General features: G+C 60.5%; 15 protein-coding genes and 2 pseudogenes. 11 read left to right on the top strand and 6 right to left on the bottom strand.

Going from position 1 to position 17,019, the window contains the following annotated elements:
- Nucleotides 1-218: 218 nt before the first annotated feature.
- Entirely contained in the window at nucleotides 219-1,664 is a 1,446-nt protein-coding gene (locus BFP96_RS24345; RefSeq protein WP_065893662.1) for a SulP family inorganic anion transporter, read from the top strand.
- An 11-nt stretch (nucleotides 1,665-1,675) separates the two neighbouring features.
- Here BFP96_RS24345 and BFP96_RS24340 read toward each other — a convergent pair whose 3' ends face one another.
- On the bottom strand, nucleotides 1,676-2,056 hold the full coding sequence (locus BFP96_RS24340; RefSeq protein WP_065937165.1) for a lysozyme inhibitor LprI family protein: 381 nt from the start codon (nucleotides 2,054-2,056) through the stop codon (nucleotides 1,676-1,678).
- A gap of 248 nt (nucleotides 2,057-2,304) precedes the next feature.
- Here BFP96_RS24340 and BFP96_RS24335 point away from each other — a divergent pair, with 248 nt between their 5' ends.
- The 5 genes from BFP96_RS24335 (at nucleotide 2,305) to BFP96_RS24315 (ending at nucleotide 9,040) form a co-directional block, all read left to right on the top strand.
- Complete coding sequence (locus BFP96_RS24335) at nucleotides 2,305-3,654, top strand: GntT/GntP/DsdX family permease (protein ID WP_177343725.1); 1,350 nt, start codon at nucleotides 2,305-2,307, stop codon at nucleotides 3,652-3,654.
- A gap of 11 nt (nucleotides 3,655-3,665) precedes the next feature.
- Nucleotides 3,666-4,526 carry a MurR/RpiR family transcriptional regulator gene (locus tag BFP96_RS24330; protein ID WP_065937164.1) on the top strand — a complete coding sequence of 287 codons (861 nt, stop codon included), beginning with the start codon at nucleotides 3,666-3,668 and terminating at the stop codon, nucleotides 4,524-4,526.
- Between the two features lies 1 nt (nucleotide 4,527).
- The gene (locus tag BFP96_RS24325; RefSeq protein WP_065937163.1) at nucleotides 4,528-6,000 is read left to right on the top strand and encodes an N-acyl-D-amino-acid deacylase family protein; all 1,473 of its coding nucleotides are present in this window, start codon (nucleotides 4,528-4,530) and stop codon (nucleotides 5,998-6,000) included.
- A 119-nt stretch (nucleotides 6,001-6,119) separates the two neighbouring features.
- Nucleotides 6,120-8,588: a dermonecrotic toxin domain-containing protein gene (locus BFP96_RS24320; protein ID WP_065937162.1), complete on the top strand. Its 2,469-nt coding sequence runs from the start codon at nucleotides 6,120-6,122 to the stop codon at nucleotides 8,586-8,588.
- 83 nt (nucleotides 8,589-8,671) lie between these two features.
- Entirely contained in the window at nucleotides 8,672-9,040 is a 369-nt protein-coding gene (locus BFP96_RS24315; RefSeq protein ID WP_065937161.1) for a glyoxalase superfamily protein, read from the top strand.
- Between the two features lie 312 nt (nucleotides 9,041-9,352).
- On the opposite strand, the pseudogene BFP96_RS31885 reads toward BFP96_RS24315, so the two are convergent.
- Both BFP96_RS31885 and BFP96_RS31880 read right to left on the bottom strand, forming a co-directional pair.
- A pseudogene (locus BFP96_RS31885) lies at nucleotides 9,353-9,946 on the bottom strand (methyl-accepting chemotaxis protein); the annotation flags it as partial.
- Between the two features lie 309 nt (nucleotides 9,947-10,255).
- Nucleotides 10,256-11,272, bottom strand: a pseudogene (locus tag BFP96_RS31880) (methyl-accepting chemotaxis protein); the annotation flags it as partial.
- A 256-nt stretch (nucleotides 11,273-11,528) separates the two neighbouring features.
- Here BFP96_RS31880 and BFP96_RS24305 point away from each other — a divergent pair.
- A complete protein-coding gene (locus BFP96_RS24305; protein WP_003176055.1) occupies nucleotides 11,529-12,146 on the top strand; it encodes an FKBP-type peptidyl-prolyl cis-trans isomerase in 618 nt (205 codons plus the stop codon).
- 60 nt (nucleotides 12,147-12,206) lie between these two features.
- On the opposite strand, the gene BFP96_RS24300 is transcribed toward BFP96_RS24305, so the two are convergent.
- The 3 genes from BFP96_RS24300 to BFP96_RS24290 form a co-directional block, all read right to left on the bottom strand.
- A complete protein-coding gene (locus tag BFP96_RS24300) occupies nucleotides 12,207-12,464 on the bottom strand; it encodes a PA4570 family protein (RefSeq protein WP_005791321.1) in 258 nt (85 codons plus the stop codon).
- Nucleotides 12,465-12,621: 157 nt separating this feature from the next.
- Nucleotides 12,622-12,963: a zinc ribbon domain-containing protein YjdM gene (locus BFP96_RS24295; RefSeq protein ID WP_065883533.1), complete on the bottom strand. Its 342-nt coding sequence runs from the start codon at nucleotides 12,961-12,963 to the stop codon at nucleotides 12,622-12,624.
- A gap of 193 nt (nucleotides 12,964-13,156) precedes the next feature.
- Complete coding sequence (locus BFP96_RS24290; RefSeq protein ID WP_065883534.1) at nucleotides 13,157-14,125, bottom strand: polyprenyl synthetase family protein; 969 nt, start codon at nucleotides 14,123-14,125, stop codon at nucleotides 13,157-13,159.
- A gap of 239 nt (nucleotides 14,126-14,364) precedes the next feature.
- Between BFP96_RS24290 and rplU the strand changes: the two genes are divergently transcribed.
- The 4 genes from rplU to proB all read left to right on the top strand — a co-directional run.
- Nucleotides 14,365-14,679 carry a 50S ribosomal protein L21 gene (rplU, locus tag BFP96_RS24285; protein ID WP_003176051.1) on the top strand — a complete coding sequence of 105 codons (315 nt, stop codon included), beginning with the start codon at nucleotides 14,365-14,367 and terminating at the stop codon, nucleotides 14,677-14,679.
- Nucleotides 14,680-14,713: 34 nt separating this feature from the next.
- A complete protein-coding gene (gene rpmA, locus BFP96_RS24280) occupies nucleotides 14,714-14,971 on the top strand; it encodes a 50S ribosomal protein L27 (protein WP_003176049.1) in 258 nt (85 codons plus the stop codon).
- Nucleotides 14,972-15,164: 193 nt separating this feature from the next.
- On the top strand, nucleotides 15,165-16,388 hold the full coding sequence (gene cgtA, locus BFP96_RS24275; protein WP_065883536.1) for an Obg family GTPase CgtA: 1,224 nt from the start codon (nucleotides 15,165-15,167) through the stop codon (nucleotides 16,386-16,388).
- 110 nt (nucleotides 16,389-16,498) lie between these two features.
- Nucleotides 16,499-17,019 (top strand): glutamate 5-kinase (gene proB / locus BFP96_RS24270; protein WP_065937160.1); only part of this gene is annotated, 521 nt, incomplete at its 3' end.

Genomic DNA, 17,019 nt, shown 5'->3' with positions numbered 1-17,019 from the left:
AGCCTGCGTTCGGCCAGCGTGGTTTAACGGGGCGCCTGAGATCAAGATCAAAAGCAGATCAAGAGCGACTCGCTTCGCATCGTGGTTACGGTTGGGCGCTACAGAGTTGTGTAGATACCTATGCCCCGATTGGGGTCGCCTCGGTCTTCGAGGCTAGCCCCGCCCCGCTCAATTCCGTACCATTCCCCGCCTTATCCCCCGCAACTCCCTGGTACTCCATGAAGCTCACCCGTCTGCGCGCCGATGCCCTGGCCGGCCTCACCACGTCATTTGCATTGCTGCCCGAATGCATCGCCTTCGCCCTGGTGGCCCATCTCAACCCGCTGATGGGGCTCTACGGCGCTTTTATCATTTGCACCCTCACCGCGTTGTTCGGCGGCCGGCCCGGCATGGTGTCCGGTGCGGCCGGTTCCATGGCGGTGGTGATCGTGGCACTGGTGGTGCAACACGGCGTGGAATATCTGCTGGCGACCGTGCTGCTGGGCGGCTTGATCATGCTCGCGTTCGGCCTGTTGCGCCTGGGCAAGCTGGTGCGCATGGTGCCCCACTCGGTGATGCTGGGGTTCGTCAACGGCCTGGCGATTATCATTGCGCTGGCGCAGTTGGAGCACTTCAAAAGGGGTGAAGCCTGGCTCAGCGGTACACCGCTGTACGTGATGGTCGCGCTGGTCGCGGTCACCATGGCCATCGTCTACCTGCTGCCACGGCTGACCCGCGCCGTGCCGCCGGCCCTGGTGGCGATCCTCGGCGTGGGCCTGGCCGTGTACCTGCTCGGCTTGCCTACCCGCACCCTCGGCGATATGGCGCACATCGCAGGCGGCCTGCCGACCTTCGCGCTGCCGCAGATCCCTTGGACCCTGGAGACCCTTGGGATCATCGCGCCTTATGCGTTCCTGATGGCAATGGTCGGCCTGCTGGAAACACTGCTGACCCTCAACCTCACCGACGAAATCACCGAGACGCGTGGCTACCCTGACCGCGAAAGCGTGGCCCTGGGCGCTGCGAATATGGTCTCGGGCCTGTTCGGCGGCATGGGCGGTTGCGCGATGATCGGGCAAACCGTGATCAACCTCAGTTCCGGCGGGCGTGGGCGGTTCTCCGGGGTGTTTGCAGGGGTGATGATCCTGCTGTTCATTCTGTTTCTGTCGCCGCTGATCGAGCGGATTCCGCTGGCGGCCCTGGTGGGGGTGATGTTCGTGGTGTCCCAGCAGACGTTCGCCTGGGCGTCGTTGCGGGTGATCAACAAGGTCCCGCTCAATGACGTGCTGGTAATCATCGCAGTGACGGTCATCACCGTGTTCACCGACCTGGCGACCGCCGTGCTGTGCGGTATCGTCATCGCTGCGCTGAATTTCGCCTGGCAACAGGCGCGTGAGCTGTATGCCGATGAACACTTGGAAGCCGACGGCAGCAAACTGTATCGCCTGCACGGCACCTTGTTCTTTGCCTCGACCACGCCGTTCCTGAATCAATTCGACCCGGCCAACGACCCGGCCCAGGTAACGCTCGACTGCCGTCACCTGAGCTTCGTCGACTATTCAGCGATTGCCGCGCTGATGACCCTGCGCGAGCGCTACAGCAAAGCGGGCAAGCATTTGCGCGTGCTGCACCTCTCGGAGCGCTGCAAGAAGCTGCTCAAGCGTGCCAGGGTTCAGCACGACTGACCTGCAGCAGCCTATGGCCCGACCAGGTTTTCGAGTTCCTGCGCCCGGGTCTGGGTCATGTCCAGCACACAGCCGGAGCCGTTGACCTGATCGATGGTGCCGCCGGTGGCGCTGCCTGCAAAGGCGCAATTGGCGTCACGGTATTTGATCCACAGGCGCTGCAGGTCCTGCAGTTGCTGCTTGCGGTTGCCTTCCTGGGCGGCCAGCGCAGTCTTGTAAGCCTTGTTCAGCCGCGCATCCTGCACCTTGGCCTCCTTGACATTGCAGCCGACCATATCGGCGGTGGTGTTCGCGCCGTCCATGCATTTGTTCTGCGCCGGGTTATCGGCGGCGGCGGCAGTGCCGCAGAGGGCGAGAAGCAGGGCGCCGGCGGCGAGCGTTGTGCGAATCATCAGTGTTTTTCCTGGCATCGATGGATGTGCAGTGTATGACTCGACGGCGCACGCTGAGTTTCCGACCTTTATCTGAAGGTCATGTAAGAACACCCCCTGAATTTTCATGCGGCGGCGTCGGGCATATCCCACCGCGACAGCGCTTATCCCTGCGCGGTAATTACTTTCATAAAATTTGAAAACCCTCTCCGGTAATGATTTATGAGTTTCACAACGTATTCGACGTGACCCTTTCCGAGGAGTACCGCATGGCCGCATCACCGGGCTTCGGGCTATTGGCATATGCCGCCATCGCCATCATTGCTTTGATCGTGCTGATCGCACGTTACCGGCTCAATCCGTTTATCGTCATCACCCTGGTGTCCATTGGCCTGGCGCTGATGGCCGGGATGCCGGCGGACACCATCATGGGCTCTTACGAGGCGGGCGTCGGCAAGACCCTGGGGCATATCGCCCTGGTCGTGGCGCTGGGCACCATGCTTGGCAAGATGATGGCCGAGTCCGGTGGCGCGGAGCAGGTGGCCCGTACGTTGATCAACCGTTTCGGCGAGCGTAATGCCCACTGGGCCATGGTCTGCATCGCGTTCCTGGTGGGGTTGCCGCTTTTTTTCGAGGTGGGCTTTGTGTTGCTGGTGCCGATCGCCTTCACCGTGGCGCGGCGCGTGGGCGTGTCGATCCTGATGGTCGGCCTGCCGATGGTCGCCGGCCTGTCGGTGGTGCATGCGCTGGTGCCGCCGCACCCGGCGGCGATGATGGCGGTGCTGGCGTATAACGCCTCCGTCGGGCAGACCGTGTTGTATGCGATCCTGATCGGTATTCCGACGGCGATCATCGCCGGCCCGGTCTACGCCAAATTCATCGTGCCGCACATTCACCTGCCGGCGGAAAACCCGCTGGAGCGCCAGTTTATCGAGCGCGAACCGCGTACCCGTTTGCCGAGCTTCGCGCTGACCATGGGCACCATCCTGTTGCCGGTCGTGCTGATGATGATCGGCGGTTGGGCCAATGTGATTTCCACGCCTGGCACCGGCTTTAACCAGTTCCTGTTATTTATCGGCAACTCGGTGATCGCACTGTTGGTGGCGACCCTGGTGAGTTTCTGGACGCTGGGCCTGGCCCAGGGCTTCAACCGTGAGTCGATCCTCAAGTTCACCAATGAATGCCTGGCGCCCACGGCAAGCATCACCCTGCTGGTGGGGGCGGGCGGTGGCTTGAACCGCATCCTGGTGGATGCCGGCGTCACTAACGAAATCCTCGGCCTGGCCCATGCGTTCCAGCTGTCGCCACTGGTGATGGGCTGGTTGTTCGCCGCGCTGATGCGTATCGCCACGGGCTCGGCCACGGTGGCCATGACCACGGCGTCCGGTGTAGTGGCGCCGGTCGCTTTGGGCATGGGTTATCCACACCCTGAATTGCTGGTCTTGGCGACCGGTGCAGGTTCGGTGATCTTTTCCCACGTCAACGACGGCGGCTTCTGGCTGATCAAGGAATACTTCAATATGACGGTGATCCAGACCTTCAAGACCTGGACCGTGCTGGAAACCCTGATTTCGGTGGTGGCCTTCGGTCTGACCTACGGTCTGTCCTGCCTTTTGTAAACGGGAGCCCCATGGACATCCTCTACCAGATCCGCGCCCGCCAGGACTCTTTCAGCGCCGGCGAAGGGCGTATCGCCAGGCTGATGCTCGACGATGTGGGCTTTGCCGCGTCGGCCAGCCTGGAAGCGCTGTCGCAACGGGCCGAGGTCAGTACCGCCACCTTGTCGCGCTTTGCGCGCAGTGTCGGTTGTCGCGACTTGCGTGACCTGCGCCTGCAGTTGGCCCAGGCCAGCGGGGTTGGCAGCCGCTTCCTGGACCCGGCGGGGCTGCCGGAACAATCGGCATTTCATCGGCAGATTCTCGGAGATATCGAAGCGACGTTGCGCCAGCACCTGGCTGGCTTCAATCAGCACAGCTTTGTCGATGCGGTGAGCCTGCTGGGCAAGGCACGGATGATCCACGCGTTCGGCATGGGCGGCCCGTCGAGCCTGTGCAGCGATGAATTGCAGGTGCGGCTGGTGCGCCTGGGCTATCCGATTGCGGCCTGCCACGACCCGGTGATGATGCGGGTGACGGCCGCGACCCTGGGGCCGGAACAGGCGCTGATCGTCTGCTCGCTGAGCGGACTGACCCCCGAACTGTTGGATGTGGTGACACTGGCGCGCAACTACGACGCGCGCGTTGTCGCCATCACCCTGGCCGATTCGCCGCTGGCCGGGCTGGCGGACGTGCTGCTGCCGCTGCAACCGGCGGAAACCCATTTTATCTACAAGCCTACGGCTGCGCGCTACGGCATGCTGCTGGCCATCGACCTGCTGGCCACCGAGCTGGCGCTGGCCATGCCCGACGCCAACCAGGAACGCCTGCGCCGGATCAAACTCGCCCTGGACGATTATCGCGGCGGCCCTGACAGCCTGCCGCTTGGAGACTGAAATGACGTACGACACGCTGATTCGCCAGGCGCTGATCATTGATGGCAGCAACACGCCTGGGTACCTCGCCGACGTGGGGGTGCGCAACGGGCGTATCGAGACGATCGGCGACCTGTCGGCGGCGACGGCCGAGCATGAAGTTGACGCCACCGGCTACGTACTGGCGCCGGGCTTTGTCGATGTGCACACCCACGACGACACCGTGGTGATCCGCCACCCGCAGATGCTGCCCAAGCTCAGCCAGGGCGTGACCACGGTGATTGTCGGCAACTGTGGCATCAGCGCTTCACCGGTGAGCCTGCGTGGCAATCCACCCGATCCGATGAACCTGTTGGGCGATGCCGAGGCGTTTGCCTACCCGCGCTTTATCGATTATCGCGCGGCGGTCGAACGCGCCCACCCCGCAGTCAATGTCGCCGCACTGATCGGCCACACGGCACTGCGCAGCAATCATATGGACGACCTGCACCGCACGGCTGCAGCGCATGAAATCGCGGCCATGCGCATGCAATTACAGGAGAGCCTTGACGCCGGTGCCCTGGGTTTATCCACAGGCCTTGCCTACGCCAGCGCATTCAATGCAGAGACCGAGGAGGTGCTGCAACTGAGCGAAGAGCTGAGCGCTTATGGCGCGGTGTACACCACGCATTTGCGCAGCGAGTTCGAGCCGGTATTGGAGGCGATGGACGAAGCGTTTTCAATCGGCCGACATGCCCGGGCGCCCGTGATTATTTCTCACCTCAAGTGCGCCGGTGCGGGGAACTGGGGGCGCAGCCCGCAGCTGTTGGCGTCGCTTGAGGCGGCGGCGAAAACCCAGCCGGTGGGCTGTGATTGTTATCCCTATGCGGCCAGCTCGTCGACCCTGGACCTCAAGCAGGTCACTGACGCGTTCCGCATCACCATCACCTGGTCCACACCCCATCCTGAAATGGGCGGGCGTGACCTGCAGGACATTGCCGCCGAGTGGGGCATTGCGCTGATGGACGCCGCCCGCCGCCTGCAACCCGCCGGTGCGGTGTATTACGGAATGGATGAGGCGGATGTGCGACGTATTCTTGCGCATCCTCTGTCGATGATCGGCTCCGACGGGTTGCCCGAAGACCCGTTTCCCCACCCCCGATTGTGGGGCGCGTTCCCACGGGTGCTGGGACATTTCAGTCGTGATGTCGGATTGTTCCCGTTGCACACCGCGGTGCACAAAATGACCGGGCTGTCAGCGGCGCGCTTCGGCCTGGCTGAGCGTGGCGAAATCCGTGAAGGGCACTGGGCCGACCTGGTGTTGTTCGATCCGCTGCAGGTGCGCGACAGGGCGGACTTCAAGGCGCCGCAGCGTGCAGCCGAGGGGATCGAGGGCGTCTGGGTCAACGGGGTGTTGAGCTATCGCCAGGGGCAGGCGACGGGGCAGCGATCGGGGCGTTTTTTGGTGCGCAGCGGGGATTTGCGTCAGGGCTTCGGGCTGGCGTCGGGCACATGAATTAACGTTTTTCGGCGGTGGATAACGTGTCGGAATATGCCCAATGAGCGCTTACAAAAAGCGGATTGAGTGTGCGCAACCGCTCTCTAAGATGAGCAGGTCGCTTCCGGAGAATCCGTATGAATACTCAATCCATAAGCTCCAGTCATGTCGGTAACCTTCCTGTCTCTGTCCTCGCTTCGACCACCGGTGCCGCACCTGGCGCCACGCTAAATTCAGGCGCCGATGCGGTATCGGCGTTCCCCTTTCCCCGCGATACCCTCAAAGGCTGGATCCAGGAAAAAGTCTGGAACGAGACCAATCAATGGGTCGATCCGGACAAGGTTTACCTGCATCGCTTCTCACCCGCCGCCAGCACCCGCAACGGCAGTGCCGTCACAGGCTGGGAGCATCGTGCAAAGCCCGAGTCGTCGATGACACTCACCGAGGCCGTCGCCAGTAATTTTTTCTCGGCCGAACGCTACGGGATGGCCGGCAAGGCCCAGGCCGTGGCGCACTTCATGTCTTCGAACACCAGCCCGTTTTCGCTGTTCGACAGCGAGAGTGTGCCGGATTTTTTCAGCCGGCTCGGCCGTCTGGTGCTGGATCGAACGGGGCCGGGTTATCTCTATTCGAAAATTCATGACGATGTGCCCAATGCCAGGGAGACGTGGCGGGACCTGGATTCAGTCTATGGCCTCTACCTGGATGGCCCGGGCAAGGGCAAGTACGATGCGGACAATCAACTGCGAATCAAGCCCAGTGAGTTATTGAAGCTGGTCCGAGAGGGCGATCTGCAGAAAAAAGTGACCGCCAGGCTGGATGAATTCTGGACGCAGCATGGCAGTGAATGGCGGGCGTTGGCCAAGCAACAGTTTGTGATGGAGGCCCGTGCCGCGCGCGCCCTCAACCAGCAGGACCCCAGTCAGGGGCTCAGCCCGCAGGCCTACGCCGGTGTCATGAAGGCCGCCGCGCCCAATGTGCCGCTCGAAGGGCCGGTCACGAAAGCGCAGTTGCAGGCAGAGGCCGCGCCAGAGGGGGACGTCAAGGCGTTATGCTTCGACATCAATGGCTATCGATCCAACGACATCCTGCGTTTTGTGACCAAGGATGGCGCTGAAACCTTGTGTTTTCCGGGGGGCAAGCCTGCCTTCAAAACATTCAAGGACCGCGCCGCAGTGGATCAATGGGTGGTGGAGCAGAGCAGGGACCCTGTCAAGGCAGCGGCGCTGGAAGAGCATTTTGCGTTGCGTGATCGCCAGCAGAGTGTATTCGGTGCCCTGAGTGTCAACGGCGTAGACAGTACCTTGAATAAGATCGGCACGGGCGCGATGGCGGCCAATGACAGTCACATCAACACCCGCAACGTCCCGATTGGCGGCGATGTGTTCACCTTCATGGCCAATCAGACACGTCAGCGTATCAACGACGACGCAGACACTGAAATGAAGTCCAACGCCGAAGTCTACAAGGACGATGCGTTAGGCATGCTGCAAGCGGGCAACGCGGTGTTTTCCATTCCCATGGCATTGCTCGGTCCGATTGGCCTCGCCCTGGGCGCTACCTCATACGGGGTTCAAGTGGGCATGGAAATCGACCAGGCCGTTGAAGGCGACACCCAGGCCGAGCGCAAAAGCGGTTTGCATGCCGCCGTAACGGATGTGGCGACCATGGCGTTTTTCCATGCACTGGGCAAGGCCGCCCCCACTGAGGGCGACTCCACTGGCCAGGCAGGCGCACAAACGACGCAAGGTGAAACCGTCGGCGCGAGCGGTGATAAACCGTTTTTCAACTATCGGCGGGTGAACGGGCAAATCGGTGTGCTGATGAGCCCCAATCAGCCACCTCGATTACCCGCCGTGCAGGAGGGCCAAGTGAACCCCTTATGGGATTCATCCATGGACATCTACCTGCTGCCGGGTTCCAAGCGTCCCCTGGTACCGCCCACCTATGAAATAGTGGCAGACGCTCCGGTCACGCCCAAGAAACCGAGAATCGACGAGTCGGAAACCGAGCTGTCGGACGATGAGCGCTCGCCTTCTTCCGTCGACTCGAACGCCACATCGTCCGGGGATTATGAGGCGTATGACGATGACAGCGTGCTCAAGACCAATCCGTTCAAAGTCAGCGTCAGCCTGCCTGCCGGTGGGTATTTCAACAGTCGTGGCATGATTGAGCGCACTGACGTGCCGAAGTTGTATCGCGTCGAAAAGGCCGACCGCGTAGAGCGTCGGGGCGATCCGGAAGATACCGGGTTTCGCGATTCGAATTTCTTCTCCGGTCCGGAAAAGATGATGGATGGCAACGTCGTGGTCGCCTCCCGCTCAAAGGAGGCGGCGAAGTACTTTGGTGAAACCGAATTCGCCGGCCAATACAACCTTTACGAAATCGACAGTCGCGGCATTCCCGTCGTGTCCTTCAATGAAAATATCGATGCCAATCCCCAGTTCGTCGAAGCGCGCCAGTGTGTGGCGTCAGGCACTATTGAACGCCTGCGCAACGAAGGCCGCTTGCGCGAGTTTGCCAACGACGCTTATCAGTTCGATGAAGTGCATGTGGACAATGATCAGTTGTCCAGCGCGAGGATCACCAGGCTTTCCCGTCACTGAGTGTGTTTCATTTTGGCGGTCTGTTGAGCTAGGGTGGATGTTCGCCTGTAGCGAAAAGTGTTTACCTGGACTTGGAGAGTCGCATGCACTTAGGAAAAGTCATCCCCATCCTGCGGATTTTCGACGAGGCCAAGGCGTTGGAATTCTACATCGACTTCCTGGGGTTCAAAGTGGACTGGCAGCATCGCTTTGAGGCCAATTTTCCGTTGTACCTGCAGGTGTCGCTGGGTGAGTGCGTGCTGCATTTGTCCGAGCATCATGGCGATGCGTGCCCGGGCGCTGCGGTGCGGATACAGGCGCAAGGAATAGACGCTTATCAGCAGCAATTGCAGGCCAGGAACTACCGTTACGCCAAGCCAGATGTGGAGCAGACCCCCTGGGGCTCGCGGGAGATGAGCATCAAGGACCCGTTTGGGAATCGGGTGGTGTTTGTCGAGGAAGGGGAGGGCTGAGGTAAATCGCAGGCAATAAAAAACCGCCTTAGTAGGGCGGTTTTTTTTTGCAATCCAGTTAGTGGCTGGATTGCTATCATCAAAGATGCATTGACCTGCAGGCGGATATTAACCCTGGTCTTATCATCACGCAAGATTGAACGATGTCCTGATCCACCTTCTTGTCTAAGTTTGCACGACGTGCGTGGAACCTCGTAGTGAATGCTGTGCATGTTTATCATGTTTGGAAATTCCTACGGGACAGCTTCGATGACCTTTAAGGTCTAATGAAGTGGAGCCGCCTCGGTTTAGATCGAGGCGGCTTTTTGTTTTTTACACCCGGAAATGACTGACCATCTGCTGCAACTGACTACCCAGCCGCGCCAATTCCACGCTCGACTTGGCCGTCTCGTCACTGGCCGTAGCGGTCTGCTCGGATACATCGCGCACATTCACGATGCTGCGGCTGATCTCTTCGGCCACGGCGCTCTGCTGTTCGGCGGCCGCTGCAATCTGCTGGTTCATCGACTGGATGTTCGACACTGTACGGGTGATGTTTTCCAGGGATGCACCGGCTTTGCGCGTGAGGTCCACGCTGCTGTCGGTCAGGCTGCGGCTGTTATTCATCGCGTTGGCCACTTGCTGGGTACCGTTCTGCAAGCCGGCAACCAGGCCTTCGATTTCCTCGGTGGATTTCTGCGTACGCTGGGCCAGGCCACGCACTTCGTCGGCCACCACGGCGAACCCACGACCGGCTTCACCGGCACGGGCTGCTTCAATCGCCGCGTTGAGGGCCAGCAGATTGGTCTGTTCGGCCACGGCCTTGATCACATCCATCACACTGCCGATCTTGTTGCTCTCTTGTTGCAGGTGGGTCATGGCGTCGGTAGAGCGTGCCACTTCGGCCGCCAGGCGTTCGATCTGGGCGATGGCCTCGGCCACCACCTTGTCGCCCGCGCGGGCCTGACCATCAGCATCGGCAGCGGCCAGGGAGGCCTGTTCGGCGTTGCGTGCCACTTCCTGCACGGTGGCGGTCATTTCATGCATCGCCGTGGCGACCTGGTCGGTCTCGATCTTCTGGCTGTTGACGCCGGCGCTGGTTTGCTCGGTCACGGCTGAGAGTTCCTCGGCCGCGCTGGCGATCTGGGTCACGCCGTCACGAATGCCGCTGATCAGTTCACGCAAGGTGGTGCCCATGCGCTGGATGCCTTGTTGCAACACACCCAGTTCATCACGGCGGGTGACCTGGATGTTGTGGCTCAGGTCGCCGGAGGCAATGCGCTCGACGACAGCCAGGGTGTCTTGCAGCGGGCGGGTGATCTGGCGGGTGATGACCCAGGCCGCGATGATGCCCACCAGCAGGGCCAGCAACGTGCTGATCAATTGCAGGCTGCGGGCCTGGGCGCTTTCGGCGTCGCGGCGTTCCAGCTGGATGTCGTAGAGCTTGTCGCTGATGGTGACGATATCGGCGCCCTGAGTGGTCATTTCAGCGCGGGCGGCCACGATGTTGGCGTTGGCGGCTTTATAGCTTTGTACCGCGCTGCGATAGGCACCCAGTGCGGTTTCCAGCGCGCTCAGCGCGGCCTGTTGGCTGCTGCCGAAGACGGCATTGAGGCTTTTCAGGCCGGCGATGGTTTTTTCGATTTGTGCGGCGGCACGGGCTTCGTTTTCTGCATTGACGTTGTTGGTGTAACCACGCACTTCGTAGCGCGCCAGCAGGAACTCTTCCTTGGCATTGGACACGGCCTGGAACTGTGCGAAACGTTCCGGGCTGTCGGGCATCTGCTGCACGCTAGTGTCCAGTGCATTGATTTGTGCGTTGGCGATGTCGGCCTTGTCGCCCATGACCTGGCGTGCAGCGTTGCCGTTGCGATAGGCCTCGCGCATTTTGTTCAACGACTGCTGATACGCCGTAATGACGGCTTTCTGTTGATTGAGCAGCTTGACGTTTTCAGGGCTCTTGAAGCTGTCCAGCAGCTTTTGTTGCTTGGCGGCAAAGGCGTCAAGGCTGGTTTGCACGTTCTGCGCCACTTCTTCATCGCCGTTGGCCAGCATATATTGCAGGCGCACAATACGCAGTTTGGTCAGTGAGGCGTTGAGCTGAGTGATGTCGCTCATCCAGTTGCTGCGATCGATCAGGCCGCCCAGGCTGGTCCAGCCGGTGAGTGCCAGGATCGAGGTGAGGACAAGCACCAGGCCGAAGCCCAGGCCCAGTTTGAGGTTGACGCTGATGTTACCGAACCAGCTGTTCATCTAATGCTCCGCAAGAGTGATGTCTGTTCGCTGGACGATGTTGTTTTGTTGGAGCCAGCCAAAGTGTGTAGCGCTGTATCGGCGGCAGGGCGTGAATCTGAAATACTTTTATCGGCGCAGTGAAAAAACGTTGCAGGTGCGGTAATGGAAGCGGGTGTGCGGGGCTCATCACGCGTCGGACTTGTGTGCTAGTCTGCGGGCCCTTTTAGTTTTGGATGGCGCAGTAAACAGCGTTGTCCTACAGCGGAGCCTCTTCATGTCCGAAGTTAATCTGTCCACCGACGAAACCCGCGTCAGCTACGGTATCGGCCGTCAGTTGGGCGACCAACTGCGCGACAACCCGCCGCCGGGCGTAAGCCTGGACGCGATCCTGGCCGGCCTGACCGATGCGTTCGCAGGCAAGCCAAGCCGTGTTGACCAGGAGCAAATGGCGGCCAGCTTCAAGGTGATCCGCGAAATCATGCAAGCCGAAGCCGCTGCCAAGGCTGAAGCTGCCGCAGGTGCGGGCCTGGCATTCCTGGCTGAAAACGCCAAGCGTGACGGCATCACCACACTGGCTTCCGGCCTGCAATTTGAAGTCCTGACAGCCGGTGATGGCGCCAAGCCAACCCGTGAAGATCAAGTGCGCACTCACTACCACGGCACGCTGATCGACGGCACGGTGTTCGACAGTTCCTACGAGCGCGGTCAGCCTGCAGAATTCCCGGTTGGCGGCGTGATCGCCGGCTGGACCGAAGCCCTGCAACTGATGAATGCCGGCAGCAAATGGCGTCTCTATGTGCCGAGCGAACTGGCTTACGGCGCGCAAGGCGTTGGCAGCATCCCGCCGCACAGCGTTCTGGTGTTCGACGTCGAGCTGCTCGACGTTCTGTAAGACCTGCTGATTACCGGTTGGGGCGAACCTGTTCACCCCAACCGGGTTTTGCGCGGTGGCTCATGGGTGAAACTTGCCATTGAGGTCCGTTGCCGGGCGCAACGCTCGGGCATAGCAGAACAGAAACAAGTTACGCACCACCTCTTTCAGCACACCGGGTTCACTTGAACTCAGGCCATTCACGTCCAGGTCGCCCTGGTCCTGCAGCTCATTCAGCGCTTCTTCTTCCAGCACCGCACAGACTTCGCCGGTTTCCCGATGCAGGATTCGCAGGTACGGATGTGGACGGTCCAGCCAGGCATCTATCAAATAAGTCATGGTCGTTCTCCTTGATGGGTTTCAATGAGAATAATTCTTATTCGTAGAATAGCAAGTGTCTATTGGCGGTTTATGATTTTTTGTGTGGGTATTTGAGACAGGTCAACGGGAGGGCAAAGCGCCATCCCGCAGCGGGTGCGGGATGGATGCAGCAGATTCAGACTTTGCGCACGAACTCGGACTTGAGCTTCATCGGACCGATGCCGTCAATCTTGCAGTCGATATCGTGGTCGCCGTCGCACAGGCGGATATTCTTGACCTTGGTGCCGACCTTGACCACCAGGGAAGTGCCCTTGACCTTGAGGTCCTTGATCACGGTGATCGTGTCGCCGTCCTGCAGGACATTGCCCACAGAGTCCTTCTTCACGGTTTCATCGCCCGCTGCTTCGGTCTCGCCAGTGGCGGACCATTCATGGGCGCATTCCGGGCAGACCAACTGGGTGCCGTCTTCGTAGGTGTATTCGGAATTGCATTTCGGGCAGGGTGGCAACGTGCTCACTAAAGCTCCTTGAGAGTCAGGATGGCTAAAAGTCGCACATTATATAGGGTTTTGTGGCCTTGCAGGCTGTATGAAATTCAAATGTGGGAGGGGGCTTGCCCCCGATTGCGGTCTGTCAGCCACCTTATACATTGGCTGAGCTACTGCTATCGGGGGCAAGCCCCCTCCCACAGGGTCCTGCGGCGCTGGTGCTTTAGTGAGTGCGGGCGACCGCAAACTCACTCAGCTCCACCAGGGCATCCCGGTATTCGCTGGCGGGCAGGGCGTCCAGGCACTTGATCGCACGGGCGACATAATCACGCGCCAACTGCGCGGTGTACTCCAGCGAGCCTGACGCCTCGACGGCCGCACGGATGGCCTCCAGGTCTTCGATGCCGCCTTTCTGGATCGCCTTGCGCACCAGTGCAGCCTGTTCCGGCGTGCCTTCGCGCATGGTGTAGATCAGCGGCAAGGTCGGCTTGCCCTCGGCCAGGTCGTCACCGACGTTCTTGCCCAGGGTTTCGGCGTCGCCCTTGTAGTCGAGCAGGTCATCCACCAGCTGGAACGCCACGCCCAGGTGATCGCCAAAGGTGCGCAGGGCCTCGGCCTGTTCGGCAGTGGCGCCGCACAGTGCCGCGGCGCTGTGGGTGGAGGCTTCGAAGAGCATCGCGGTCTTGCCGCGAATCACTTCCATGTAGGTTTCTTCGGTGGTGCTGGCGTCGCGTACCTTCGACAGCTGCAGCACTTCGCCTTCGGCGATGATGCGCGTGGCCTGTGAAAGAATTTTCATCACCGGCATCGAGCCCAGTTCAACCATCATTTCGAACGAGCGCGAGTACAGGAAGTCGCCCACCAGCACGCTTGGCGCGTTGCCCCACATGGCATTGGCGGTCTCGCGGCCACGGCGCATGCCGGACATGTCGACCACGTCGTCATGCAGCAGGGTGGCGGTGTGCAGGAATTCGATGGTGGCGGCCAGCAGGCGCAGGTCATCGCCTTCGCGGCCCAGGGCCTTGCCGCACAGCAACACTAATAAAGGACGCAGACGCTTACCGCCCGCCGACGTAATATAGTCGCCAATTTTGGAGACCAGCGGCACTTTGGACGTCAGCTGCTGCTTGATGATGCCGTCGACGGCGCTAAAATCGTCCGCGACCGCGCGGTAGAAAGCTTGGGGTTGCATCAGCGACAGTCGCTCCAGAAGGGTTGCGCGGCATGCTAGGACCCTGACCCCCGGGTGTCAAGGCGCGATAGACGGCCCCTTGCAACACCCATTTACCTTGCGTACAATCGCGCACCCTGAACTTCCTGGGCAGCACCTGCCTTACGCAATTGCATTCGGGACGTCCATCCCATGCAGCCATGCCAGCCAATACCTCTTCTTATAAAGCGCTGGGTGAGCAGGATTATCGGAGAAATACCATGTCGTACGCAGTAATTGTTACTGGTGGCAAGCAATACAAAGTCGCCCCAGGTGAATACCTGAAGATCGAAAAACTGGAAATCGCCACTGGCGAATCCGTGACGTTTGATCGCGTTCTGTTGGTCGCCAATGGCGATGACGTGAACATCGGCGCTCCAGTTGTTGCTGGCGCTACCGTTGTGGCTGAAGTGATCTCCCAAGGTCGTCACGATAAAGTCCGCATCATCAAGTTCCGTCGTCGTAAGCACCACATGAAGCGTATGGGCCACCGCCAGTGGTACACCGAGATCAAAATCACCGGTATTCAGGCTTAATTTCAGCCTAATTCCTCACTAGGAGAATTGACTCATGGCACACAAAAAAGCTGGTGGTAGTACCCGTAACGGTCGCGACTCAGAAGCCAAACGCCTTGGCGTGAAGATGTATGGCGGCCAGAAAATCATTCCGGGCAACATCATCGTGCGTCAGCGCGGCACCCAATTCCACGCCGGTTACGGTGTTGGCATGGGTAAGGATCACACCCTCTTCGCGAAAATCGAAGGCGTGATCAAGTTTGAAGTAAAAGGCGCGTTCAACCGCCGTTACGTGAGCGTTGTCGCCGCTTAATTGCGCGATCGCTGGAAAAGCCCTGTCTCGCGACGGGGCTTTTTCGTTTATGGGGTGAGTCTCTTGCAAAGCTGTTTGTGATGGGCTCCGGGGCTGGATTTGCGGTCGCTGATTGAGGTCGCTACGCTCATTTTTGCAAGAGTCTTATGTCTTGGTTTCTTAAGCTCGTCCACGCGGCGAGAGGCGTTTTGTTATGAAGTTCGTTGATGAAGTTTCCATCCGAGTAAAAGCAGGCGACGGCGGTAACGGTTGCATGAGTTTCCGTCGCGAAAAGTTCATTGAAAACGGTGGCCCCAACGGCGGTGACGGCGGTGACGGCGGTTCCATCTACATGATGGCCGACGAAAACCTCAACACCCTGGTCGACTACCGTTACACCCGGCACTTTGATGCCGAGCGTGGCTCCAACGGCGGCAGCACCGACTGCACCGGTAAAAAAGGCGAAGACCTGGTACTGCGCGTACCGGTCGGTACCACGATCATCGACTCCGCGACCCAGGAAGTGATCGGCGACCTGACCAAGGCCGGCCAGAAGCTGATGGTAGTGCAGGGCGGCTGGCACGGTCTGGGTAACACCCGATTCAAGTCCAGTACCAACCGTGCACCACGCCAGACCACCCCGGGCAAGCCGGGCGAGCAGCGCGACCTCAAGCTGGAAATGAAAGTGCTCGCCGACGTAGGCCTGCTGGGCCTGCCGAACGCCGGTAAAAGTACCTTCATCCGCTCGGTCTCGGCCGCCAAGCCGAAAGTCGCCGACTACCCGTTCACCACCCTGGTACCCAACCTGGGCGTGGTCAGCGTCGACCGCTGGAAGAGCTTTGTGATCGCCGACATTCCTGGCCTGATCGAAGGCGCTTCCGACGGCGCAGGCCTTGGGATTCGCTTCCTCAAGCACTTGTCGCGCACGCGTTTGCTGCTGCACCTCGTCGACATGGCGCCACTGGATGACACCAGTGCAGCCGACGCCGCCGAAGTGATCGTCAGCGAGCTGACCAAGTTCAGCCCGGCCCTGGCCGAGCGTGACCGTTGGCTGGTGCTGAACAAGTGCGACCAGATCCTTGAGGAAGAGCACGAAGAGCGCGTCAAGGAAATCGTCGATCGCCTGGAGTGGGAAGGTCCGGTGTACGTGATCTCGGCCATCGCCAAAGAAGGCACCGAGCGCCTGACCCGCGACATCATGCGCTACCTGGAAGACCGCGCCGACCGCCTGGCGGCCGACCCGGTATTCAAGGCCGAGCTGGCCGAGCTCGACCAGCAGATCGAAGACGAAGCCCGTGCCCAGCTGCAAGCGCTGGACGACCAGCGTGCCCTGCGCCGCAGCGGCGTGAAGTCGGTGCATGACATCGGCGACGATGACTGGGACGAAGAAGACGTGGATGATGAGGACGGCCCGGAAATCATTTACGTGCGCGACTGATTCGTTGCGATAAACTTGAACGCCGCTCCCTTGGAGCGGCGTTTTGGTATCCGGGTATAACGTTATGGGCGGCGCTGGGTCGCGCGGCCCTCACTCTAAGGTTGAAGATGATGCGGAGCAAAGTGACAGGTGCGCAGCGCTGGGTCGTGAAGATCGGCAGTGCGTTGCTGACAGCGGATGGCAAGGGGTTGGACCGTGCCGCCATGAGCGTCTGGGTCGAGCAGATGGTGGCCTTGCATGAGGCCGGAGTCGAGTTGGTGCTGGTATCGTCCGGGGCAGTTGCCGCCGGAATGAGCCGCCTCGGCTGGACCGCGCGACCCAGCGCGATGCACGAACTGCAAGCCGCCGCCGCCATCGGCCAGATGGGCCTGGTGCAAGCCTGGGAGTCCAGCTTTGCCGAGCACGGTCGCCACACGGCGCAGATCCTGCTGACCCATGACGACCTGTCCGACCGCAAGCGTTACCTCAACGCCCGCAGTACCCTGCGCGCGCTGGTGGAGCTCAAGGTCATCCCGGTGATCAACGAGAACGACACCGTGGTCACCGACGAAATCCGTTTCGGCGACAACGACACCCTCGCCGCGCTGGTAGCCAACCTGGTGGAAGCCGACCTGCTGGTGATCCTCACCGA

Origin of the sequence: Pseudomonas sp. 34 E 7, from assembly GCF_900005715.1 — a bacterium.
Taxonomy (GTDB): domain Bacteria; phylum Pseudomonadota; class Gammaproteobacteria; order Pseudomonadales; family Pseudomonadaceae; genus Aquipseudomonas; species Aquipseudomonas orientalis_A.
Note: the sequence above shows the minus strand (reverse complement) of the source record. Positions and strands in the feature narration are given on the sequence as shown.

Excerpts from the sequence above, each read along its gene's own strand:
- BFP96_RS24345 (WP_065893662.1), top strand. The coding sequence starts at position 219 with ATGAAGCTCACCCGTCTGCGCGCCGATGCCCTGGCCGGCCTCACCACG.
- BFP96_RS24340 (WP_065937165.1), bottom strand. The coding sequence starts at position 2,056 with ATGATTCGCACAACGCTCGCCGCCGGCGCCCTGCTTCTCGCCCTCTGC.
- BFP96_RS24335 (WP_177343725.1), top strand. The coding sequence starts at position 2,305 with ATGGCCGCATCACCGGGCTTCGGGCTATTGGCATATGCCGCCATCGCC.
- BFP96_RS24330 (WP_065937164.1), top strand. The coding sequence starts at position 3,666 with ATGGACATCCTCTACCAGATCCGCGCCCGCCAGGACTCTTTCAGCGCC.
- BFP96_RS24325 (WP_065937163.1), top strand. The coding sequence starts at position 4,528 with ATGACGTACGACACGCTGATTCGCCAGGCGCTGATCATTGATGGCAGC.
- BFP96_RS24320 (WP_065937162.1), top strand. The coding sequence starts at position 6,120 with ATGAATACTCAATCCATAAGCTCCAGTCATGTCGGTAACCTTCCTGTC.
- BFP96_RS24315 (WP_065937161.1), top strand. The coding sequence starts at position 8,672 with ATGCACTTAGGAAAAGTCATCCCCATCCTGCGGATTTTCGACGAGGCC.
- BFP96_RS24305 (WP_003176055.1), top strand. The coding sequence starts at position 11,529 with ATGTCCGAAGTTAATCTGTCCACCGACGAAACCCGCGTCAGCTACGGT.
- BFP96_RS24300 (WP_005791321.1), bottom strand. The coding sequence starts at position 12,464 with ATGACTTATTTGATAGATGCCTGGCTGGACCGTCCACATCCGTACCTG.
- BFP96_RS24290 (WP_065883534.1), bottom strand. The coding sequence starts at position 14,125 with ATGCAACCCCAAGCTTTCTACCGCGCGGTCGCGGACGATTTTAGCGCC.
- rplU (WP_003176051.1), top strand. The coding sequence starts at position 14,365 with ATGTCGTACGCAGTAATTGTTACTGGTGGCAAGCAATACAAAGTCGCC.
- rpmA (WP_003176049.1), top strand. The coding sequence starts at position 14,714 with ATGGCACACAAAAAAGCTGGTGGTAGTACCCGTAACGGTCGCGACTCA.
- cgtA (WP_065883536.1), top strand. The coding sequence starts at position 15,165 with ATGAAGTTCGTTGATGAAGTTTCCATCCGAGTAAAAGCAGGCGACGGC.